Below are 21,816 nucleotides of genomic sequence, written 5' to 3'. Positions count from 1 at the left end.
GCCCTGTCCGGCAGGGCCCAGGGCCCGTCCGTTCACCCGTTCGCCTCCCCCCGCCGCTATGGTGACCCCTCCGACGACGAACACCGCCCGGACGCGGTGGACTTGGGGGAGGACATGCGGCAGGGGGAGGTGCTCGACGGCCGGTACCGGCTGGACGAGTGGCTGGGCAGGGGCGGCTTCGGCGTGGTCTGGAAGGCGATCGACCTGCGGCTCGACCGCGAGGTCGCGGTCAAGCTGCTGCTGGAGGAGCACGCCGCCGACCGGGAGGCCGTCGGGCGGTTCGTCCGCGAGGCCCGGACGGCCGGCGGCCTCTCCAACCCGCACATCGTGACCGTGCACGACTACGGCCTGGTCGCGACCGCCACCGGGGAGACCCACTACCTGGTGCTGGAACTGGTCCGCGGCCGGGCCCTGTCCGCCGTCCTCAAGGACGGCGCCCCGGACCAGGAGGCCGCGCTGAAGTGGATGCGCCAGGTCTGCAAGGCGCTGGACGCCGCGCACCGCTCGGGCGTCGTCCACCGCGACATCAAGCCCGAGAACGTGATGATCGACGCCAGCGGCAAGGCCAAGGTGCTGGACTTCGGCATCGCCCGGCTGCTCACCCAGTCCGCGGTGCTCACCTCCACCGGCAGCGTGGTCGGCACCGTCCCCTACCTGGCGCCCGAGTGCTGGTCCGGCGCCGCCGTGGACGGCCGGGCCGACCTCTACGCGCTCGGCGTCATGCTGTACGAACTCTGCACCGGGCGGCGTCCGTTCCGCGCCGCCTCGGCCGCCGAGTACATGTACAAGCACCTGGAGGAGACCCCGCCCCGGGTGCGCAGCACCGACCCGGCGCTGGCCGACCTGGTCGCCGGGCTGCTGGCCAAACGGCCCGCGGACCGGCCGGCCACCGCCGTCGAGGTGCTGGAGCGGCTGCGCCGGATCCGGCCCGGGGTGCTCCGCCCGGACGACCCCAGCCCCGAGCAACTGCGCCGCCGGGCCGACCAGGCCTGGCGGCGCGGTGCGCAGGGCGCCCCCGGGGAGGCCGTCGAGATGCTCACCGCGCTCCTCCCCGACCTCGCCCGGATCTGCGGCCCGGCCGACCCGCGCACCCTGCGCACCTGCCACGACCTGGCCCTCTGGCTGGCCCAGGACGGCAGCCCGGGCGCGGCCGTCGCGCTGCTGCGGGAGCTGGCCGAGGCGTCGGCCGCCGAACCGGACCTGCGGGCCGACACGCTGCGCGACCTCGACCGCTGGCACCGGGAGGCGACCCGGAGCGGGCCGGGCCGGCCGCGGGCGCTAAGCCTGGCCGGCCTGCTCGGCGGCGGCCCGCAGGGCGGCTGAGGCGCCCTCGGCGATCGGGTCGCCGTGCCCGAACACCGCGGTCTCCACCGGCAGTGCGGCCAGCCGGTGGAAGGAGGCGAGCGCCCGGGCCGGGTCGGTGTTGAACACCCCGAGCACGGTCCGCCCCTGGACGTTGGCGACCGCGTCGCCGGTGAACAGCACGCCGGGCCCGGGCAGGTGCAGCGCGATGCTGCCGTCGGTGTGCCCCGGCACGTGGACGACCACCGCGCCGCCGCCGAGGTCCAGCACGTCGCCGTCCTCGACCTCGCGGTGCACCGGGCAGGGCTCGGCGGGCTGGATCGGCGGCAGGCCGTCCCACAGCTCCTGCTCGAACGGGCTCAGCACGGGCGGCGCCGCCGGCTGCTCGCGTCGGACGACCGGCGCCTCCAGCCGGTGCGCGACCACCTCGGCGCCCCGGCGCCGGGCGAGTTCGGCGGCCGATCCGGTGTGGTCCTCGTGGTGGTGGGTGAGCACGATCCGGCGCAGTGCGGCCGGATCCAGTCCGACCTCGCGGATGCCCTCCTCGATGCCGTCGGCCGATCCGGCGACGCCGGTGTCGACCAGGGTCAGTCCGTGGTCGTCCCGCCACAGGTAGGCGGTGCCGAACTCCAGTGTGATCATGTACAACTCGTCGCGTACGCGGGTGATTTCCATGTCCGGGATCCTGTACGGCCGGCCCCCGCCGTACGCCCGCGTTCGCCCTGGGCATGCGTGGATTCGCCCACGGCAGAGCGCGTGCGGGGGGCTGTCAACCGTGCGGGCCGCTGATTCGCCGCCTGTGGCGACTGTGGGAATTGATAGGAATCCGCCCACCGGGACTGTCTGGTTCGCCGACCGGTGGCATTGATATACCTCGTTGCCAGAGTCGGGTGCGGTGTCTTCGGCCGCCCCGTCGAACTGCGACGAAAAGGCTGGTGACGGATCTATGAAGCTCCTCCGCGTCGGACCCCCGGGCGCCGAACGCCCGGTCGTGCTGGGCCAGGACGGCATCGGGTACGACCTCTCCGGGCGCGCCCGGGACATTGACGGGGCCTTCCTGGCCGGGCTGGAGGTCGCCGCGCTGGCGCGGGACGTGGCCGCCGGGGTGCTGCCCCGGGTGGACCTCGCCGGGCAGCGGGTGGGCGCGCCGGTCGCCCGCCCGGGCAAGGTGGTCGGCATCGGGCTCAACTACCGCGACCACGCCGCCGAGGCCGGGGCCGCGGCCCCGGACGAGCCGGTGATCTTCCTCAAGCCGAGCTACACCGTGGTCGGCCCGTACGACGAGGTGCTGGTGCCGCGCGGCGGCGAGAAGACCGACTACGAGGCCGAGCTGGCCGTCGTGATCGGCCGCACCGCCCGCTACCTGGCCGGGCACGAGGAGGCCGCGGCGGTGATCGCCGGGTACACGATCGCCAACGACGTCACCGAACGGGCCTTCCAGTTCGAGCGCGGCGGCCAGTGGGACAAGGGCAAGTCGGCGGAGACCTTCACCCCGCTGGGGCCCTGGCTGGTCACCGCCGACGAGGTGGCCGATCCGCAGCAGCTGCCGCTGCGGCTGTGGGTCAACGGCGAGCTGCGGCAGGACGGCAACACCGGCAAGATGATCTTCCCGGTGCTCGAACTGGTCCGCTACACCAGCCAGTTCATGGTCCTGGAGCCGGGCGACGTGATCGTCACCGGCACCCCGGCCGGCGTCACCCTGGGCCACCCCGGCACGCCGTTCCTGGCCCCGGGCGACACCGTCGAGATCGAGATCGACGGCCTCGGCCGCCAGCGGCAGGTGTTCGGTCAGGCGTAACACCCCATCGGCGCGGCACCGGCCGCCCCGACCCCGGGCACGGGGGTCGGGTCACCGGGCCGCCAGCACCTCGCGCAGCCGCTCGGCCCGCGACGCCTGCGGTCCCTGCTGGGCCCGTGACTCCTGCGGCTCCTGCTGGGCCCGCGAGGCCCCCGGCCCCTGCTCGCCCCGCGACGCCTCCGGCTCCTCCAGCGCGAGCAGCAGGGCCAGCACCCGCGCGGTCTGGGGGTCGTGCAGCGCGGTCGCCGCCGCCATCGCCGTGAACTGGTCCACCAGCCAGTCGCGCAGCTCGCCCACCGGCAGTGTGCGCCCCTCGTCCAGCCAGGTCAGCGACGCGCCCTCGACCACCGCGATCCACGAACGCACCAGCAGCGTCAGCCGCGGCCCGGCCTCCCGCACGCCGAGGTGCCGCAGGGTCCGCTTGAGCGCCGCCCGCCGGACGTCGTCGACGATCGCCGAGGTGCGGGCCGTCTCCACCACCGAACCGCCGCGCAGCAGCGCCGAGTAGCCGGCGTCGTGCTCGGCCACGAAGGCGAAGTAGCCGTCCAGGACGGCCGCCAGCTGCTCGGACGGGGTCCCGGCCAGCGGGACGGCGAAACGGCTGGTCAGCTCGTCGGCCGCGGTGCGCAGCGCGGCCTCGTACAACTGCTGCTTGCCGCCGGCGAAGTAGCGGTAGACCAGTGGGCGGGAGGCCCCGGCGGCCTCGGCGACGTCGTCCAGGCTCACCTCCTCGGGCGGCCTGGCGGCGAACAGCTCCAGGGCGACCGTGATCAGCTGCTCGCGCCGCTGTTGCACCGGCAGCCGCCGGTAGCCGGCGCGGCGCGGGCGGGGATCGGGTGCGGCCGGGGCGGGCACCGGGTCGGTTGCCGTGGTGGGGCGGGCTTCCATGGCGGTCAGCGTAATGGGCGTGGGTCCGATCGGATCCTGTCGCGCGCGGTGGTTTCCCGAACGCGTGTTTGTGTGGGCCCGCCCGGCGGGGATCGGCCGGTGCATGTCACCGATCGTCCGGTAAAGGCTTGCATTCGGCCCGGGCCACGCCATGATGTCCGAATGGTTGAAGAACTGATCACCTCCGACGCCACCACCCCGCGCCGCGTCGCCGACGGTTACGTCCGGGCCCTGGCCGAACTCGACCCGCTGACCGCGGTCTACCTGGGGTTCAACCCCGAGGACGACCGGTTGCCCGACCTCTCGCCGGTCGGCGTCGAGGCGATCGCCGACCTCGCCCGCCGCACCCTGGCGGCCCTCGCCGAGGCCGAACGGACCGACGCCGCGCAGGACGAGGCGGAGCGCCGCTGCGCCCGGCTGCTGCGCGAGCGGCTGACCGCCGAACTCGCCGTCCACGAGGCCGGGGAGAACTTCCGCGCGGTGCGCAACCTGGGCTCCCCGGTGCACGGCGTCCGTGACGCCTTCACCCTGATGGCGACCGACACCGAGGCCGACTGGCAGGTGGTCGGCCGCCGGCTGGCCCGCGTCCCGCTCGCGCTGGCGCAGTACCGGGAGACGCTGGCCGTCGGCATCGAGCGCGGCCTGCTGTCCGGCCCGCGCCAGGTGGCCACCGTGGTCGGGCAGCTCGGCGAGTGGCTGGAGGGGGACGTACCCGGCGGCTGGTTCGGCGAGTTCGTCCAGGGCGCGCCGGAGGGGCTGCGCGCCGAGCTGTCCGGGCACGCGCTGGCCGCCGAGGAGGCGCTGGCCGCCCTGCGCGACTGGCTGCGCGACGTCTACGGCCCGGCCGCCGCCGACACCTCCGACACCACCGGCCGGGAGCGCTACCGCCGCTTCGTCCGCTTCTGGACCGGCTCTGACCTGGACCTGGACGAGGCCTACGGGTGGGCCTGGGGCGAGTTCCACGACCTGCTCGCGCAGATGGAGACCGAGGCCGAGAAGGTCCGCCCGGGCGTCGGCCCGATGGCGGCGATGACGTGGCTGGACGCGGACGGCCCGGCCGTCGAGGGCGCCGAGGCCACCCGCGCGTACCTCCAGGAGCTGATGGACCAGGCGGTCCGGGACCTCCAGGGCACCCACTTCGACCTGGCCGAGCCGGTCACCCGGGTCGAGTCGAGGATCGCCCCGCCCGGCAGCGCGGCCGCGCCGTACTACACCGCGCCCTCGCTGGACTTCAGCCGCCCCGGGCGGACCTGGCTGCCGGCACTCGGCCGGGAGCGCTTCCCGGTCTGGGACCTGGTCTCCACCTGGTACCACGAGGGCGTCCCGGGCCACCACCTGCAGCTCGCGCAGTGGAACTACGTCGCCGACCGGCTCTCCACCTACCAGGTCAGCCTGGGCGGGGTGAGCGCCAACCTGGAGGGCTGGGCGCTGTACGCCGAGCGCCTGATGGACGAACTCGGCTACCTCACCGACCCGGGCCACCGCCTCGGCTACCTCAACGCGCAGATGATGCGCGCGCTGCGGGTGATCGTCGACATCGGCATGCACGCGGGCCTGGACTTCCCGGCCGACTCCCCGTACCTGCCGGGCGAGCCGGTCAGCCCGGAGGCGGCCCGGGAGTTCTTCGGCCGGTACTGCGGCCTGACCCCCGACTACCTGGACAGCGAACTGGTCCGCTACCTGGGCATGCCCGGCCAGGCGATCGGCTACAAGCTGGGCGAGCGCGCCTGGCTGCGCGGCCGGGCGGCGGCGCGGGCGGCGCACGAGGCGCGCGGTGAGGAGTTCGACCTCAAGGCCTGGCACATGGCGGCGCTCTCGCAGGGCTCGCTGGGGCTGGACGACCTGGTCGAGGAACTGTCCGCGCTGTAGGGAGGCCCCGGCCCCGGCCCCGGCCTCGTCCGCGAGTCCCGGGGCCGTTGGTCCTTTAGGCCCGAAAAGGTCGATTTGGTGAGGTTTTTCCTTGCCATCCGCCCGCGTGGGAGTTTCGCTGGAAGGCGACTGCGTGACCTCTCCGACTGTGTGACCCCTCCGTACCCCTCCGGAAGGCTGACCAGTGTCTGCGCAAACCGCCACCGGTCATGAGAACGCGGACAGCCGCCGCTGGTGGGCGCTGGCGGTCATCGCCATCGCCCAGCTCATGATCGTCCTCGACGTCACCATCGTGAACATCGCGCTGCCGTCGGCCCAGCGGGACCTGGGCATCTCCGACGCCGACCGGCAGTGGGTGATCACCGCCTACACGCTCGCCTTCGGCGGCCTGCTGCTGCTCGGCGGACGGCTGGGTGACCTCTTCGGCCGCAAGCGCGTCTTCACCGTCGGCCTACTGGGCTTCGCCCTCGCCTCCGCCCTCGGCGGCTCGGCGGACGGCTCGGCCATGCTCTTCGGCGCCCGCGCCCTCCAGGGCGCGTTCGGCGCCCTGCTCGCCCCCTCCGCCCTGGGGCTGCTCTCCACCACCTTCACGGACCCCAGGGAGCGCAGTAGGGCCTTCGGCGTCTTCGGTGCGATCGCCGGCGGCGGCTCCGCACTCGGCCTGATCCTGGGCGGGCTGCTGACCGAGTACCTGGACTGGCGCTGGTGCCTGTTCGTCAACGTCCCGATCGCCGCCGCCGCGGCCCTGGCGGCCTTCTGCCTCCTGCCCCGCGACCACGTCGCCAGGGGGCGCCGGGTCAGGCTCGACCTGCCCGGCGCGCTGCTCGGCTGCGGCGGCCTGCTGGCGATCGTCTTCGGCACCTCCGAGGCCGTCACCCGGACCTGGGGCGACGGGCTGGTGCTCGGCTCGCTGGGCGTCGGCCTGGCGCTGCTCGCGGTGTTCGTCCTGGTCGAGAGACGCACCGCGCACCCGCTGCTGCCGCTGCACATCGTCGCCGACCGCAACCGCGGCGGCGCCGCCCTCTCGGTCGGCCTGGCCATGATCGGCATGTTCGGCCTGTTCCTGTTCCTCACCTACTACCTCCAGGTCATCAAGCACTTCTCGCCGGTGCTGTCGGGCGTCTCCTTCCTGCCCATGACGGCCGCCATCGTGCTCAGCTCGACCGGCTTCGCGGCCCGGCTGATGACCAGGGTGCCGACCCGGAACCTGGTCGGCCCCGGGCTGCTGCTCGCCGCGGCCGGGATGGCCTGGCTGACCCGGATGACGGTCGACAGCCCGTGGGCCGGCACGGTGCTGCCCGCCGAACTGCTGCTCGGCTCCGGCATGGGACTGGTCGTCATGCCGTCGATCAACCTGGCCACCCTCGGGGTCGCCCCGCACGAGGCGGGCGCGGCCTCGGCCACCATCAACTCGGCCCAGCAGATGGGCGGTTCGTTCGGCACGGCGCTGCTCAACACGGTCGCGGCCAGCGCCACCGCGTCGTTCCTGGCCACCCGGATCGCCTCGTCGCCGGCGGTGCGGGCCCAGGGCACGGTGCACGGCTACGTGGTCGCGACCTGGGTGTCGACGGGCATCCTGCTGCTGGCCGCGCTGGTCGCCTTCCGGATGATCGACCACCGGCCGGCGCCCGCTGCGGCGACCGTCGTCCAGGTCGAGGCGGAGACGGAGACGGATACGGAGACGGAGACGGAGGCGGCTGCGGGCGAAGCGGCGGTGCCGGGCGTCGGGGCCCGGCCCGTCGACGGCCGGTCGGGCGCCACGGCCCACACGGCCGTCCGGGCGGAGCGCCGACGGGAGGGCTGAAATTTTCAGCAAGGTCTTGCAGTCAACCTCCGGCGCCTGCTTGACTCCTGGCCACCGTCCAGGGATCAAGGAGGCGCCGTCGTGCTGCCCGAGTTCGACCTGCTCGTCGTCGGCGGCTCCGGCGTGGACACCATCGTCCGGGTGGAGCGGCTGGAGATCCCGCCCGGCGACTCGCTGTTCGTCGGGCCGGTCCGCGACTACGTCGGCCACACCGGCAACGGCGTCGCCCTCGGTGCCCACCACCTCGGCCTGCGCACCGCCTTCCTCGACTTCCTCGGCGACGACCCGCAGGGCGCCCTGGTCCGCGCCTCCTACGAGCGCCACGGCCTGCACTTCGCGCAGCTGGTGAGCCCGCACGGCACCCCGCGCGGGGTCAACCTGGTGGACGCCGCCGGCCGCCGGTTCTCCTTCTTCGACGGCCGCCACCCCGCCGACCTGCGGCTGCCGCGCGAGTTCTACCTGCCGTACGCCCGGCGCAGCCAGCACGTCCACCTCTCCATCACCGGCGTCAACCGGGACATGTACGCCGACCTCCACCGGCTCGGCCGCCCCACCTCCACCGACCTGCACGACTGGGACGGCGCCGACCCGCACCACCGCGACTACGCGCTCGGCTCGGACCTGGTGTTCCTCTCGGTGGCGGGCTGCCGCGGCCGGCACGAGCAGGTGATGCGCGCGATCCTCGCCGAGGGCCGCGCCGCCGTCGTCACCGCCACCGCGGGTGCCGACGGCTGCTACCTGCTCACCCGGGACGACGACGAGGTGCGCCACCTCCCGGCCGTCGACCCGGGCCGCCCGGTGGTGGACACCAACGGCGCCGGGGACGCCTTCGTCGCGGGCTTCCTGTCCGCCTGGTTCCGGGGCCGCCCGCCGCTGGAGTGCGCCCGGGCCGGCTCGGTCGCCGGAGCCTTCACCTGCACCGTCGCCGGGACGCACACCGCCTTCATCGAGGCCGCGGAGCTGGACCGCTCACTCGCCGCCGGGTGACGTTTTTCTCATGGATATCCCAGCCACCGGTAACGACCTTTCCAGGCTGAGGCGGCATAGTCGTTGATCGAACGCAGCCCCCCGGAAAGCCGTCGATTACTGGCAGGAGAGACAGGCATGGGTCAGCACAGCCGCCCGACGTCGCGCCGCCGCCGCAGCCTTCTGGGTCCGACCCTGTTCACCGCGCTCTCGGCGGTGGTGGTGGCCGCCGTGGTCACCGGCACGCACGGGCTGAGCCTGTCCGACGCGACGGCCGCCGGGAAGGCGGCCCGCAGCTCCCGGGCCGCCGTCGCGCCGGCCGCGACCGCGCCCGCGTCCGAGGCGCCCGCCTCGCCCGCACCGGTCGACGCCCCCGCTCCGACCGACGGCCCTTCCGACGCCCCGACAGGCGGCCCGGCAGAGGCCCCGACCGACAGTCCGACCGCCGACCCCGGCAGCGCCCCGGCGGCCACCCCGACGCCCTCCGCGCCGGCCACCCCCGACACCCGCGGCGCCGCCCTCGGCACCACCGCGACCGCCGCCGCCACCCCCGAAGCCGCCACCGTGGGCGCGCTGTTCAGCGGCACCGTGGCGGCGGGCAACCACTTCTGCACCGCCAGCGTGCTGCACAGCCCCGGCGGCAACCTGCTGCTGACCGCCGCGCACTGCCTCAGCAGCGCCGGTGGCGTCACCTTCGTCCCCGGCTACCGCGACGGCTCCGCCCCGTACGGCAGCTGGCAGGTCACCGCGGTCCACACCACCACCGGCTGGTCCCAGAAGGGCGACCAGGACGAGGACTTCGCCATCCTGGAGACCGCCCCGAACAACGGCCGGTCGGTCGAGGACGTGGTCGGCGGCAACCGGCTCGGCGCCGACGAGCCCTTCGGCGCCACCGTCCGCCTCTACGGCTACCCCGGCGACGCCGAGGAGCCCATCCTCTGCACCAACACCACCGGCCGGCAGAGCACCTACCAGCGCGTCATCGCCTGCCCCGCCTACCCGGCCGGCACCAGCGGCGGCCCCTGGATCAACGTCGCCACCGGCGACGTGGTCGGCGCCATCGGCGGCTACCAGCAGGGCGGCGACACCGACGACGTGTCCTACAGCGCCTACTTCGACCACACCGTCGCGGGGCTGGTCGCCCAGGTCGAGGGCACCGCCTCCTGAGCGCCGTCCGGCCGGCTCCACCTGGCCACCGCCCGGGTCCGGACATGACGAAGGCCCAGATCCGTGGATCAACTCCACTGATCTGGGCCTCAGTTGCACTTCCTGCGAAGTGCCCCCGGTAGGATTCGAACCTACGCACCCGCCTCCGGAGGGCGGTGCTCTATCCCCTGAGCTACGGGGGCCTGCTCGGTGTCCTCGGCGCTTCGGCCTCCGACGTGAAGAACACTACCAGGCTCCGGGCGTGGTCCGTGCACGGGTTCGCGGCGGGGGTGCCGGAGCGGGTGCGGGGTGCGCCGGCGGCCGGTGGCGAGGGGCGGCGGAAGTGCCCAAAGGCCGGACGGGGCGGCGGGGGCGCCGATACCCTCGGTGAGGTGTCGGGAGTGTCCGGGCGGGTCCTCGTGGTGGACGACAGCGAGGTGATCCGCCAGCTGATCAGGGTCAACCTGGAGCTCGAGGGCTTCGAGGTGGTGACCGCCGCCGACGGCGCCGAGTGCCTGGAGGTGGTCCGCCGGGTGAAGCCGGACGTGGTGACGCTGGACGTGATGATGCCGCGTCTGGACGGTCTGCGGACGGCGGCCCGGCTGCGCGCGAACCCGGGGACCAGCCGGCTGCCGATCGCGATCGTGAGCGCCTGCACCCCGGCCGATCTGGACCTGGGGGAGGCCGTCGGGGTGGACGGCTACCTCGGCAAGCCCTTCGACCCGGCCGATCTGGTGGCGCTGGTGCGGCGGCTGATGGCGCTGGGCGGGCAGCCGGGAGGGTTTCGCCCTGAGCGAACAGAGCGGACGGATCGCGCCTGACACCCCTGACGGGAGCGCTCGCGGACGTCCCGACCGGCGAACCGGGTGGCGGGCGGGCACCCCGTCTCGCCTACGCTTGGCGTCGTGACACCCGCAGAGCTTTCCCAGGCAGTCCAGGCCGCAGTGAGCGCCGCCGTCGAGGCGGGCGAGCTGACCGTCGCCGTGCCCGAGCACGTGACGGTCGATCGGCCCAAGAACAGGGACCACGGCGACTACGCGACGAACGTGGCCCTCCAGCTCGCCAAGGCGGCCGCCCGCCCGCCGCGAGCCGTGGCCGAACTGCTGGCCGACCGCCTGCGAGGGATCACCGGCGTCGCCAAGGTCGACATCGCCGGGCCGGGCTTCCTGAACATCACCCTGGACGTCGCGACCCAGGGCGCGCTGGCGCGCACCATCGTCGAGGCGGGCGAGGACTACGGCCGCAACGAGGCGCTCAAGGGCCTGAAGATCAACCTGGAGTTCGTCTCCGCCAACCCGACCGGCCCGATCCACATCGGCGGCGTCCGCTGGGCCGCCGTCGGCGACTCGCTGGCGCGCGTGCTGCGGGCCACCGGCGCCGACGTCACCACCGAGTACTACCTGAACGACGCCGGCGTGCAGATCTCCAAGTTCGCCGGCTCGCTGAAGGCCGCCGCGAACGGCCGGCCCGTCCCGGCCGACGGCTACGTGGGCGAGTACATCGGCGACATCGCCAAGGCGATCACCGACGGCGTCCCGGGCGTGCTCGACCTGCCCGACGCCGAGCAGCTGGAGGCCTTCCGCACCGAGGGCCTCAAGCTCATGGTGGCCGAGATCCAGCGTTCGATGGAGGAGTTCGGCACCCACTTCGACGTCTGGTTCTCGGAGAAGTCGCTGCACGACTCCGGCGCGGTCGAGAAGGCCATGGACCGGCTGCGCGAGCAGGGCCACGTCTTCGAGCAGGACGGCGCGGTCTTCCTGCGCACCACCGACTTCGGCGACGACAAGGACCGCGTCCTGGTCAAGGCCGACGGCGAGACCACCTACTTCGCCGCCGACGCCGCGTACTACCTGTCGAAGCGGGACCGCGGTTCCGAGGTCTCCGTCTACATGCTGGGCGCCGACCACCACGGCTACGTCAACCGGCTCAAGGCCATCGTGGCCTGTGCGGGCGACGACATGGACCGCAACATCGAGGTCAAGATCGGCCAGTTCGTGAAGATGCTTCGCGACGGCGAAGAGGTCCGCATGTCCAAGCGGGCCGGCAACATCATCACGATCGACGACGTGATCGAGTGGATCGGCGTGGACGCCGCCCGCTACACCCTGACGCGGTCCCCCACGGACTCCACCATCACGCTCGACATCAACGTGCTGACCAGCCAGTCCAACGAGAACCCGGTCTACTACGTCCAGTACGCGCACACCCGGATGTGCGGCGTGGCCCGCAAGGCCGCGCAGCTCGGCGTCGACAAGGGCGCGGCGGAGGACTTCAAACCCGAGCTGCTCGCCACCGAGTGGGAGAACGACATCCTCGGTGCCCTCGGCGAGTTCCCGCGGATCCTGGCCAGGGCCGGTGAGCTGCGCGAGCCGCACCGGGTCGCCCGCTACCTGGAGGAGCTGGCGGGCAGGTACCACCGCCTGTACGAGAACTGCATGTTCCTGCCCAAGGGCGACGAGGAGCTCACGGACACGCACCGGGCCCGGCTCTGGCTGGTCGAGGCCACGCGAACGGTGATGGCCAACGGCTTGACGCTCCTGGGCGTCACGGCGCCCGAGCGGATGTAGGCACCACCCCCAAGTGCGCAGCGGGGGCGGCTGACGGTCAACGAAGACCGTCGCCGCCCCTCGCCATAGGTCTAAGGAAGCAGAGGACATGTCTCGCTCCGCACACCCCGCAGGCCCCCGTCACGGTGACGTGCTGCCCGAGGGCCACTACCAGGCCCCGCCGGCCGACCTGAACGCGCTCGACCCCAAGGTCTGGTCGCGCACCGTCGCCCGCGACGCCGAGGGCGTGGCCACCGTCGGCGGGATCGACGTCAAGTCCCTGGCGGCCGAGTTCGGCACGCCGGCCTACGTGCTCGACGAGGAGGACTTCCGGGCCCGGGCGCGCGCCTGGCGGGACGCCTTCGGCACCGGGGCGGACGTCTTCTACGCCGGCAAGGCGTTCCTCTCCAAGGCGATCGTGCGCTGGCTGCACGAGGAGGGCCTGAACCTCGACGTGTGCAGCTCCGGCGAGCTGGCGGTGGCGCTGGCCGCCGGGATGCCGCCGCAGCGGATCGCGCTGCACGGCAACAACAAGACGGCGGACGAGCTCGAACACGCGGTGAAGTCCGGCGTCGGGCGCATCGTGGTCGACTCCTACGAGGAGATCGAGCGGCTGGCCGCGATCACCGCTCGCCAGGGCGTCCGCCAGCCGGTGCTGATCCGGATCACCGTCGGCGTCGAGGCGCACACCCACGAGTTCATCGCCACCGCGCACGAGGACCAGAAGTTCGGGCTGTCGCTGAGTCTGGCTGCGCCGCGAAGCGGCTCGGTCGAGGGTGGTGGTGGGCGACGGGAGGGCGGCTCGGCCGCCGAGGCGGTGCGCCGGGTGCTCGGGCACGAGGGCCTGGAACTGCGCGGCATCCACTCGCACATCGGCTCGCAGATCTTCGACACCGCCGGTTTCGAGGTGGCCGCCCGCCGGGTGGTCGGCCTGCTGGCCGAGATCCGCGACGAGCACGGCGTCGAGCTGCCCGAGATCGACCTCGGCGGCGGTCTGGGCATCGCGTACACCAGCGAGGACGACCCGCGCGAGCCGGCCGAGATCGCGGCCGCGCTGGCCGACATCGTGCGCCGCGAGTGCGCCGCCGCGCACCTGAGGACCCCCCGGCTGAGCGTGGAGCCGGGCCGGGCGATCGTCGGCCCGACGGCGTTCACGCTGTACGAGGTCGGTACCGTCAAGCCGCTGGAGGGCCTGCGCACCTACGTCAGCGTGGACGGCGGGATGTCCGACAACATCCGGACGGCGCTGTACGACGCCGAGTACTCGGTGGCCCTGGTGTCGCGCCGCAGCGACGCCGAGCCGATGCTGGTCCGGGTGGTCGGCAAGCACTGCGAGTCCGGCGACATCGTGGTCCGGGACGCCTTCCTGCCGGCCGACCTGGCCCCGGGCGACCTGATCGCGGTGCCCGCCACCGGCGCGTACTGCCGCTCGATGGCGAGCAACTACAACCACGCCCTGAAGCCTCCCGTGCTGGCCGTCAAGGACGGTGCCGCGCGGGTGATCGTCCGGCGCGAGACGGAGGAGGATCTCCTGCGTCTCGATATCGGATGACGAAATCCTTGTCTCAGATCATGGAACGACCGTAGATCCGTGCGGGAAGTCCCCGAGACTGGTACGGACCGAAGTTCCCGGCGGCCCCCAGAATTCCGCCGGAATTACCGAAGCACGAAGAATGCAGAGCGGAGTCGGATGATGCGTACGCGCCCGCTGAAGGTGGCGTTGCTGGGTTGTGGTGTGGTGGGCTCCGAGGTGGCGCGCATCATGACGACGACGGCCGACGACCTCGCCGCGCGCATCGGTGCCCCGGTCGAGCTCGCCGGGATCGCGGTCCGCCGGGCCGGCCGGGTCCGCCCGGGCGTGCCCGAGCACCTGATCACCACCGACGCCGAGGCCCTGGTCAACCGGGGCGACATCGACGTGGTGGTCGAGGTCGTGGGCGGCATCGAGCCGTCCAAACACCTCATCCTGTCGGCGTTCGAGCGGGGTGCCTCGGTGGTCAGCGCCAACAAGGCGCTGCTCGCCAAGGACGGCACCGAACTGCACGCCGCGGCCGCCGGGGCCGGGGTGGACCTGTACTACGAGGCCGCGGTGGCGGGCGCGATCCCGCTGCTGCGCCCGCTGCGCGAGTCCCTCGCGGGGGACAAGGTCAACCGGGTGCTGGGCATCGTCAACGGCACCACCAACTTCATCCTCGACAAGATGGACACCACCGGCGCCGGCTACTCGGAGGCGCTGGAGGAGGCCACCGCGCTGGGCTACGCCGAGGCCGACCCGACGGCCGACGTCGAGGGCTTCGACGCCGCCGCCAAGGCCGCGATCCTGGCCGGCATCGCCTTCCACACCAAGGTGACCGCGGCGGACGTCTACCGCGAGGGCATCACCGAGGTGACCGCCGCCGACATCGCCTCCGCCAAGGAGATGGGCTGCGTGGTCAAGCTGCTCGCGATCTGCGAGCGGGCGGCGGACGGCGAGTCCGTCACCGCGCGGGTCCACCCGGCGATGATCCCGCTGTCGCACCCGCTGGCCTCCGTCCGCGAGGCGTACAACGCGGTGTTCGTCGAGGCCGAGGCGGCCGGCCGGCTGATGTTCTACGGCCCGGGCGCGGGCGGCTCGCCGACCGCCTCCGCGGTGCTCGGCGACCTGGTCGCGGTCTGTCGCAACAAGCTGGCCGGCGCCACCGGCCCCGGTGACTCGGTGTACACGCAGCTGCCCGCCAAGCCGATGGACGAGGTGGTCACCCGCTACCACGTCAGCCTGGACGTGGACGACCGCGCGGGCGTGCTCGCCCAGGTCGCGTCCGTCTTCGCCGAGCACGGCGTCTCCATCGACACCGTGCGCCAGCAGGGCCGCGACGGCGACGCCTCGCTCGTCGTGGTCACTCACCGTGCCACCGACGCTGCGCTGTCGGCGACGGTCGACAAGCTCCGCGCGCTGGACAGCGTGCGGGACGTGGCCAGCATCATGCGGGTCGAAGGGGAGTAAGGAACAGCCATGAACGCCGTTGCCGAGAACGTCGTCCGAGGCGCGCACACCCACCAGTGGCGCGGCCTGATCGAGGAGTACCGGGACCGCCTGCCGGTCACCGCGGCCACCCCGGTGGTCACCCTGCTGGAGGGCGGTACCCCGCTGGTCCCCGCCCAGGTGCTGTCCGAGCGCACCGGCTGCGAGGTCTACCTCAAGGTCGAGGGCGCCAACCCGACCGGCTCCTTCAAGGACCGCGGGATGACGATGGCCATCTCCAAGGCCAAGGAGGAGGGCGCCCAGGCCGTCATCTGCGCCTCCACCGGCAACACCTCGGCCTCCGCCGCCGCGTACGCGGTGCGGGCCGGGATGGTCTGCGCGGTGCTCGTCCCGCAGGGCAAGATCGCCCTCGGCAAGATGGGCCAGGCGCTGGTGCACGGCGCCAAGATCCTGCAGGTGGACGGGAACTTCGACGACTGCCTCACCCTCGCGCGCGAACTGTCCGAGAAGTACCCGGTGGCGCTGGTCAACTCGGTGAACCCGGTGCGCATCGAGGGCCAGAAGACCGCGGCCTTCGAGATCGTCGACATGCTCGGCGACGCCCCGGACATCCACGTCCTGCCGGTCGGCAACGCGGGCAACATCACCGCGTACTGGAAGGGCTACCGCGAGTACTCCGCCGACGGCCTGGCCACGCGCACCCCGCGGATGTGGGGCTTCCAGGCCTCCGGCTCGGCCCCGATCGTGGACGGCGCGCCGGTGCTCAAGCCGCAGACCATCGCCACCGCGATCCGGATCGGCAACCCGGCCTCCTGGGACTTCGCGCTCGCCGCGCGGGACGAGTCGGGCGGCCTCATCGACAAGGTGACGGACCGTCAGATCTTGTCCGCCTACCGACTGTTGGCCGCGCAGGAGGGTGTCTTCGTGGAGCCCGCCTCGGCCGCCTCGGTGGCCGGTCTGCTGGCCAAGGCGGAGGCCGGCCTGGTCGACCCGGGCCAGCGCATCGTCTGCACCGTGACCGGCAACGGCCTCAAGGACCCGGACTGGGCGGTGGCCGGCGCGCCGCAGCCGCAGATCGTCCCGATCGACCCGGAGGCGGCGGCGCAGCGCCTGGGCCTGCTCGGCTGACCGCCGACCGGGCCGACCGCGGCGCCTGACGCCTCGACGGGCCGACCCTTTCGGGGGTCGGCCCGTCGACGTTCTCCGCTGACACTTTTGTGTCAATCACGGCGCGCATTCCGATCCGATTCCGGTGCGCATTCCGGCCAGAAGCGGCAACACACCAGATCGGAGGACCACGGGGTGTACCACTGGGGAACCTCTCTTCGATACTCTGGGTTCGGCCGTGTGGCACATGCCCCGGGTCCGGCCTTCTCCAGGCCGCGCCAACGACCGTGACCGCCCGCCCCACAGGGGCCTGCGGTCCATTCCCCGCCTTTCGCACCGACGACGCCATCCGCGCCGCCCGATTTCCCCAGGAGAGTCCACCGCATGGCCGGTCCCGCGTTCCGTGCCGCCGCCGTCCGGGTCCGGGTTCCCGCGACCAGTGCCAACCTCGGCCCAGGCTTCGACGCCTTCGGACTCGCGCTCGGTCTGTACGACGACGTGGTCGTCCGGGTCGCCGACTCCGGGCTCTCCGTCGACATCGCCGGTGAGGGCGCCGAGACGCTGCCCCGCGACGAGCGCCACCTGCTGGTCCGCTCGATGCGCGCCGCCTTCGACCGCCTCGGCGGCCAGCCGCGCGGCCTCGAAGTGGTCTGTGCCAACCGGATACCGCACGGCCGCGGCCTCGGTTCCTCCTCGGCCGCGATCTGCGCCGGCATCATGGCCGCCCGCGCGGTCACCATCGGCGGCCCGTCCGCGCTGGACGACGACGCGCTGCTGGCCCTCGCCTCCGAGTTGGAGGGCCACCCCGACAACGTCGCGGCCTGCCTGCGCGGCAACTTCACCATCGCCTGGACCGACGAGGAGTCGGCCAGGGCGGTCAGTCTGGAGCCCTCCGACCAGGTCGTCCCGGTGGTCTTCGTCCCCGCTGACGAGGTGCTCACCGAGACCGCCCGCGGCCTGCTGCCGAAGACCGTCCCGCTGACCGACGCCGCCGTCAACGCCGGCCGCGCCGCGCTGCTGGTCGAGGCGCTGACCCGGCGGCCCGAGCTGCTGCTCGCGGCCACCGAGGACCGCCTGCACCAGGACTACCGCTCCTCCGCCATGCCCGACAGCGCCGCGCTGGTGGGCGCGCTGCGCGCGGAGGGCGTCCCCGCGGTGATCTCCGGGGCCGGCCCGACCGTCCTCGCGCTCACCGACGAGGCGGGCGCCGACAAGGTGCTCTCCTTCGCCGGGCACCACGGCCACGGCGGCGACCCGGCGTTCGCCGCGCACCGCCTGGAACTCGACCGGATCGGGGCCACCGTGCTCCCGCTGGACGGCTGAACGGCCCGTCCGGACCGCTCGTCCGGACCCGGCCCGGCCAGGTGCCGAGCCGGGCCGTCCGGACACGATTGGCAAGCGCAAGGCTGGGGAATGTCTGAGGGGGTCGGTAGTGTTAACCTCATTGCTGCACCAGGTGCCCTCCGGGGCTCGGTGCGCCGCGTCCCGATCCCAGCACTCCACTGCCGTGGAGTCGCGGCGATGCACGGGGCGACGATTCTCCGGGAGCCCACCGCAGCGCGTACGCAGCCTGCCTGCGCGACACGCGGCCGCATCCCGAAGCCGTGACGGCACCTGACTCCCACTCGCGGCCTCCCACCTTGAGGCCAGGACGGGCGGAGCGCGGGCCACCGTCACGCGACGGGGGCCCGGGATTCGCAGGCAGCGTGGGGGTACGCACCGGTCGGCACACGACCGACCGGCCCGCCACGCCACTCAGCACCACCGTGCTTCACGCACCGCACCTCGCAGCTCTCCCTCGACCGGCTTCCGCCTTTCGGGGGATCACCGCCTCGGACCGACGCAGTCGAGCGTCGGTCAGGACAGCACAACCGGTCGCCGAGCCAGACAGGCCGACGTCCGCTCCAGGGAAGGACCCTTAGTGAGCGACTCCACCGATCTGATGGGCGCACGCCCGGACGCCGAGGCGTCGGACGCCGCCGCCGCCCCCGCGGCCCCGGCGCGACGCCGCCGTACCGCCGCCGCGGGCCTGGACGGCATGGTCCTGGCCGAGCTGCAGAAGCTCGCCGGGGACCTGGGCATCACCGGTACCGGACGCATGCGCAAGAGCCAGCTGATCGAGACCATCAAGGAGAAGAGCGGCGGAGACCCGCTGCTCGCCGCCGGTGGCGCTCCGGCCGCCAAGCGCACCGCCGGCAAGGCGGACGCCGTCGAGGCCCCGGCCGAGAAGCCGGCCCGCCGCACCAAGGCCGCCGCCGCTGCCGCCGCCGCGGCCGTCGAGGCCCCGGCCGCCGCCGAGTCGCAGGCCCAGATCGACATCCCGGTCCAGGCCGCCGCCGAGACCGCCGCGCCCGCCCGCGCCGAGCGCACCCGCCGCCGCGCCACCTCGGCCGCCGGCGCCCCGGTCGCCGACGCCGTGGCGGACGCCGCCGTCGTCGTGGCCGAGCCCAAGCAGGCCGAGACCCGCCAGGCCGAGACCCGCGGCTTCGAGGGCCGCGAGGAGGGCCGCGCCGAGACCCGTCGCGACCGTCGGGACCGTCGTGACCGCCGCGACGCCGGCGACCGTCCGGAGCGCGCCGACCGTCCGGAGCGCGCCGACCGCGCAGAGCGCCAGGACGGCGGCGAGGCCCAGGCCGGCCAGGACGGCGACTCGCGCGAGTCCCGCCGCGACCGCCGCAACCGCCGCGAGCGCACCGACCGCCAGCCCCAGCAGGGCGGCGGCCAGCAGCAGGCCGGTCAGGGCGACGGCCAGCAGGCCCGTCAGGGCGGCCAGCAGACCCAGCAGCCGCAGGTCCAGCAGGGCGGCTACGACGACGACGAGTTCGGCGACGGCCGCCGCGGCCGCCGTGGCCGCTACCGCGACCGCCGGGGCCGTGGCGCCCGCCGCGAGGGCTTCGAGGCCGGCCCCGCCGAGCCGCAGGTCGGCGAGGACGATGTCCTGATCCCGGTCGCGGGCATCCTCGACATCCTCGACAACTACGCGTTCGTGCGGACCTCCGGCTACCTGCCGGGCCAGAACGACGTCTACGTCTCGCTCGCCCAGGTCCGCAAGAACGGCCTGCGCAAGGGCGACGCCATCACCGGCGCGGTGCGCCAGCCCAAGGACGGCGAGCGCCGCGAGAAGTTCAACGCCATGGTGCGGCTGGACTCCGTCAACGGCATGGACCCGGAGAGCGGCCGCGGCCGCCCCGAGTTCAACAAGCTCACCCCGCTCTACCCGCAGGACCGGCTCCGCCTGGAGACCGACCCGGGCATCCTGACCACCCGGATCATCGACCTGGTGTCGCCGATCGGCAAGGGCCAGCGCGGTCTGATCGTCGCGCCGCCGAAGACCGGTAAGACGATGGTGCTGCAGGCGGTCGCCAACGCGATCACCCACAACAACCCCGAGTGCCACCTGATGGTCGTCCTGGTCGACGAGCGTCCGGAGGAGGTCACCGACATGCAGCGGTCGGTGAAGGGCGAGGTCATCTCCTCGACCTTCGACCGCCCGGCCGAGGACCACACCACCGTCGCCGAGCTGGCCATCGAGCGCGCCAAGCGCCTGGTGGAGCTGGGCCACGACGTGGTCATCCTGCTGGACTCGATCACCCGCCTCGGCCGCGCCTACAACCTGGCGGCGCCGGCCTCCGGCCGCATCCTGTCCGGTGGTGTCGACTCGACCGCGCTGTACCCGCCGAAGAAGTTCTTCGGCGCCGCGCGCAACATCGAGAACGGCGGCTCGCTGACCATCCTGGCCACCGCGCTGGTCGAGACCGGCTCGCGCATGGACGAGGTGATCTTCGAGGAGTTCAAGGGCACCGGCAACATGGAGCTCAAGCTCGACCGGAAGCTCTCGGACAAGCGCATCTTCCCGGCCGTCGACGTGGACGCCTCCAGCACCCGCAAGGAGGAGATCCTGCTCGGCAGCGAGGAGTTGGCCATCGTCTGGAAGCTGCGCCGGGTGCTGCACGCGCTCGACTCGCAGCAGGCGATCGAGCTGCTCCTGGACAAGATGAAGCAGACCAAGAGCAACGCCGAGTTCCTGATGCAGATCGCCAAGACCACCCCCGGCTCCAACGACTGACCGTAGTCGGACGGTTGCCGCACACGGAACCCCGGATCGCGCGAGCGGTCCGGGGTTCCGTGCGTCCGCTCGGCTTTGTTCCAGAGTTGGGACATCGTGAGGCTTTTTGATCATCTTGTCCGTTTTACTCTGGACCGTATGGCCGAGCACAAGAGGGTCCTGACCCGCCGCCGCAAGATCCTGCGGGCGGCCGCCTGCGCGTTCGCCGCGCTCGTCGTCCTCGGCGCCGGAGCGGCCGGGTACGCGTACGTCAAACTCGACGGCAACATCAAGAGCGTCGACATCAACGCCCGCCTCGGCGACGCCCGCCCGCCGGCCGCCACCGACGGCTCGTTCAACATCCTGGTGCTGGGCTCCGACTCGCGGAACGGCGAGAACGGCGACCTGGCCGGCGGCGACACCGGCGACACCGCCCGCTCGGACACCGCGATGGTGGTGCACGTCAACCAGGACCACTCGCACGCCGAGGTCGTCTCGATCCCGCGCGACACCCTGGTCACCCGGCCCGACTGCACCGACTCCGGCGGCAAGGCGGTGGCCGGTGCCAAGCGCGCGATGTACAACAGCGCCTTCGAGGCGGGCGGCGCGGCCTGCGCGGTCAAGACCACCGAGCAGCTCACCGGGCTGCGGATGGACCACTACGTGCAGATCGACTTCGCCGGCTTCGCCCGCGTCGTGGACGCGATAGGCGGGGCCACCGTGAGCACCACGGTGGCCATCCACGACAAGGACAGCGGGCTCGACCTGGCACCCGGCGAGCACCACCTCGACGGGCAGCAGTCGCTGGCCTTCGTCCGCACCCGGCACGGCGTCGGCGACGGCAGCGACCTCGGCCGGATCGAACTCCAGAAGCAGATGGTGAAGTCGTTGCTCCAGCAGGCCGGCGGGCTCGGGCTGTTCTCCAACCCGGTCAAGCTCTGGTCGATCGGCGACACCATGACCCGCAGCATCACCACCGACTCCGCGCTGGGCTCGGTGAACGCCCTGGTGGGGCTCGTCCAGGAGCTCAAGGGGATCGGGCCGGACCAGCTCGGCATGGTGACCCTGCCGGTGGTGACCGCGCCCAGCGACCCCAACCGGGTGGTCGCGCAGCAGCCGCAGGCGGACCAGCTCTGGGCGGCCCTCAAGGCCGACCAGCCGGTCCCGCAGGCGATCGTCTCGGCGCAGCCCGAGAACCCCGCCCAGGCGGCTCCCACGACCGCCCCCACGGCCCCGGCGAAGGCCCCCGCCAGGCGCTGAGCGACGCCCGGAATATCCCGGAACACGACCCGGTTTGGGAAGATGCGGCCCGTCCTGGCAGACTGGTCCGTCGGTCCCGGTTCACGTGCGGCGCTCCAGCCGCCGACCCGGTGCCCTCCCGAA

General features: G+C 73.2%; 16 protein-coding genes and 1 tRNA gene. 14 read left to right on the top strand and 3 right to left on the bottom strand.

What is annotated here, in order from left to right:
* Positions 1-114: 114 nt before the first annotated feature.
* Complete coding sequence (locus ACIPLC_RS06390) at positions 115-1,323, top strand: serine/threonine-protein kinase (RefSeq protein ID WP_400471610.1); 1,209 nt, start codon at positions 115-117, stop codon at positions 1,321-1,323.
* On the opposite strand, the gene ACIPLC_RS06385 is transcribed toward ACIPLC_RS06390, so the two are convergent.
* Positions 1,279-1,977, bottom strand: a complete 699-nt coding sequence (locus tag ACIPLC_RS06385) for an MBL fold metallo-hydrolase (RefSeq protein WP_400471608.1) — start codon at positions 1,975-1,977, stop codon at positions 1,279-1,281. The genes ACIPLC_RS06390 and ACIPLC_RS06385 overlap by 45 nt on opposite strands.
* Positions 1,978-2,248: 271 nt before the next feature.
* Between ACIPLC_RS06385 and ACIPLC_RS06380 the strand changes: the two genes are divergently transcribed.
* The gene (locus ACIPLC_RS06380) at positions 2,249-3,100 is read left to right on the top strand and encodes a fumarylacetoacetate hydrolase family protein (protein WP_400471606.1); all 852 of its coding nucleotides are present in this window, start codon (positions 2,249-2,251) and stop codon (positions 3,098-3,100) included.
* A 51-nt stretch (positions 3,101-3,151) separates the two neighbouring features.
* Here the strand turns inward: ACIPLC_RS06380 and ACIPLC_RS06375 are convergent, their stop codons facing one another.
* Positions 3,152-3,988: a TetR/AcrR family transcriptional regulator gene (locus ACIPLC_RS06375; RefSeq protein WP_400471604.1), complete on the bottom strand. Its 837-nt coding sequence runs from the start codon at positions 3,986-3,988 to the stop codon at positions 3,152-3,154.
* A gap of 162 nt (positions 3,989-4,150) precedes the next feature.
* Here ACIPLC_RS06375 and ACIPLC_RS06370 point away from each other — a divergent pair, with 162 nt between their 5' ends.
* From ACIPLC_RS06370 to ACIPLC_RS06355, 4 genes are all read left to right on the top strand, one after another.
* Entirely contained in the window at positions 4,151-5,857 is a 1,707-nt protein-coding gene (locus ACIPLC_RS06370; protein WP_400471602.1) for a DUF885 domain-containing protein, read from the top strand.
* 184 nt (positions 5,858-6,041) lie between these two features.
* The gene (locus ACIPLC_RS06365) at positions 6,042-7,661 is read left to right on the top strand and encodes an MFS transporter (protein WP_400471600.1); all 1,620 of its coding nucleotides are present in this window, start codon (positions 6,042-6,044) and stop codon (positions 7,659-7,661) included.
* A gap of 81 nt (positions 7,662-7,742) precedes the next feature.
* Positions 7,743-8,648 (top strand): carbohydrate kinase family protein, encoded by a 906-nt coding sequence (locus ACIPLC_RS06360; protein WP_400471598.1) that lies wholly within the window; start codon positions 7,743-7,745, stop codon positions 8,646-8,648.
* A 117-nt stretch (positions 8,649-8,765) separates the two neighbouring features.
* Positions 8,766-9,794, top strand: coding sequence for a trypsin-like serine protease (locus ACIPLC_RS06355; RefSeq protein ID WP_400471596.1), 1,029 nt, complete (start codon positions 8,766-8,768; stop codon positions 9,792-9,794).
* A 110-nt stretch (positions 9,795-9,904) separates the two neighbouring features.
* Here ACIPLC_RS06355 and ACIPLC_RS06350 read toward each other — a convergent pair.
* Positions 9,905-9,976: transfer RNA gene (locus ACIPLC_RS06350), tRNA-Arg, on the bottom strand.
* A 198-nt stretch (positions 9,977-10,174) separates the two neighbouring features.
* On the opposite strand from ACIPLC_RS06350, the gene ACIPLC_RS06345 reads away from it, so the two are divergent.
* The 8 genes from ACIPLC_RS06345 to ACIPLC_RS06310 all read left to right on the top strand — a co-directional run bounded on the left by ACIPLC_RS06345 (position 10,175) and on the right by ACIPLC_RS06310 (position 21,693).
* The gene (locus tag ACIPLC_RS06345; protein WP_400471790.1) at positions 10,175-10,594 is read left to right on the top strand and encodes a response regulator; all 420 of its coding nucleotides are present in this window, start codon (positions 10,175-10,177) and stop codon (positions 10,592-10,594) included.
* Between the two features lie 84 nt (positions 10,595-10,678).
* Positions 10,679-12,340 (top strand): arginine--tRNA ligase, encoded by a 1,662-nt coding sequence (gene argS / locus ACIPLC_RS06340; protein ID WP_400471595.1) that lies wholly within the window; start codon positions 10,679-10,681, stop codon positions 12,338-12,340.
* 88 nt (positions 12,341-12,428) lie between these two features.
* A complete protein-coding gene (gene lysA / locus ACIPLC_RS06335; protein WP_400471593.1) occupies positions 12,429-13,871 on the top strand; it encodes a diaminopimelate decarboxylase in 1,443 nt (480 codons plus the stop codon).
* Between the two features lie 138 nt (positions 13,872-14,009).
* Positions 14,010-15,302 carry a homoserine dehydrogenase gene (locus ACIPLC_RS06330; RefSeq protein WP_363371883.1) on the top strand — a complete coding sequence of 431 codons (1,293 nt, stop codon included), beginning with the start codon at positions 14,010-14,012 and terminating at the stop codon, positions 15,300-15,302.
* A gap of 9 nt (positions 15,303-15,311) precedes the next feature.
* Entirely contained in the window at positions 15,312-16,409 is a 1,098-nt protein-coding gene (thrC, locus tag ACIPLC_RS06325) for a threonine synthase (RefSeq protein WP_400471591.1), read from the top strand.
* Between the two features lie 363 nt (positions 16,410-16,772).
* Positions 16,773-17,711: a homoserine kinase gene (thrB, locus tag ACIPLC_RS06320; RefSeq protein WP_400471589.1), complete on the top strand. Its 939-nt coding sequence runs from the start codon at positions 16,773-16,775 to the stop codon at positions 17,709-17,711.
* Between the two features lie 598 nt (positions 17,712-18,309).
* The gene (gene rho / locus ACIPLC_RS06315; RefSeq protein WP_400471587.1) at positions 18,310-20,454 is read left to right on the top strand and encodes a transcription termination factor Rho; all 2,145 of its coding nucleotides are present in this window, start codon (positions 18,310-18,312) and stop codon (positions 20,452-20,454) included.
* Between the two features lie 138 nt (positions 20,455-20,592).
* Entirely contained in the window at positions 20,593-21,693 is a 1,101-nt protein-coding gene (locus ACIPLC_RS06310; protein WP_400471585.1) for an LCP family protein, read from the top strand.
* Positions 21,694-21,816 lie beyond the last annotated feature (123 nt).

The sequence above is a fragment of the Kitasatospora sp. NPDC086801 genome (genome assembly GCF_044745805.1).
In the GTDB taxonomy this organism is placed as follows: domain Bacteria; phylum Actinomycetota; class Actinomycetes; order Streptomycetales; family Streptomycetaceae; genus Kitasatospora.
This window is presented reverse-complemented; position numbering and strand designations above follow the sequence as displayed.

Excerpts from the sequence above, each read along its gene's own strand:
- ACIPLC_RS06390 (WP_400471610.1), top strand. The coding sequence starts at position 115 with ATGCGGCAGGGGGAGGTGCTCGACGGCCGGTACCGGCTGGACGAGTGG.
- ACIPLC_RS06385 (WP_400471608.1), bottom strand. The coding sequence starts at position 1,977 with ATGGAAATCACCCGCGTACGCGACGAGTTGTACATGATCACACTGGAG.
- ACIPLC_RS06380 (WP_400471606.1), top strand. The coding sequence starts at position 2,249 with ATGAAGCTCCTCCGCGTCGGACCCCCGGGCGCCGAACGCCCGGTCGTG.
- ACIPLC_RS06375 (WP_400471604.1), bottom strand. The coding sequence starts at position 3,988 with ATGGAAGCCCGCCCCACCACGGCAACCGACCCGGTGCCCGCCCCGGCC.
- ACIPLC_RS06370 (WP_400471602.1), top strand. The coding sequence starts at position 4,151 with ATGGTTGAAGAACTGATCACCTCCGACGCCACCACCCCGCGCCGCGTC.
- ACIPLC_RS06355 (WP_400471596.1), top strand. The coding sequence starts at position 8,766 with ATGGGTCAGCACAGCCGCCCGACGTCGCGCCGCCGCCGCAGCCTTCTG.
- lysA (WP_400471593.1), top strand. The coding sequence starts at position 12,429 with ATGTCTCGCTCCGCACACCCCGCAGGCCCCCGTCACGGTGACGTGCTG.
- ACIPLC_RS06330 (WP_363371883.1), top strand. The coding sequence starts at position 14,010 with ATGATGCGTACGCGCCCGCTGAAGGTGGCGTTGCTGGGTTGTGGTGTG.
- thrC (WP_400471591.1), top strand. The coding sequence starts at position 15,312 with ATGAACGCCGTTGCCGAGAACGTCGTCCGAGGCGCGCACACCCACCAG.
- thrB (WP_400471589.1), top strand. The coding sequence starts at position 16,773 with ATGGCCGGTCCCGCGTTCCGTGCCGCCGCCGTCCGGGTCCGGGTTCCC.
- ACIPLC_RS06310 (WP_400471585.1), top strand. The coding sequence starts at position 20,593 with ATGGCCGAGCACAAGAGGGTCCTGACCCGCCGCCGCAAGATCCTGCGG.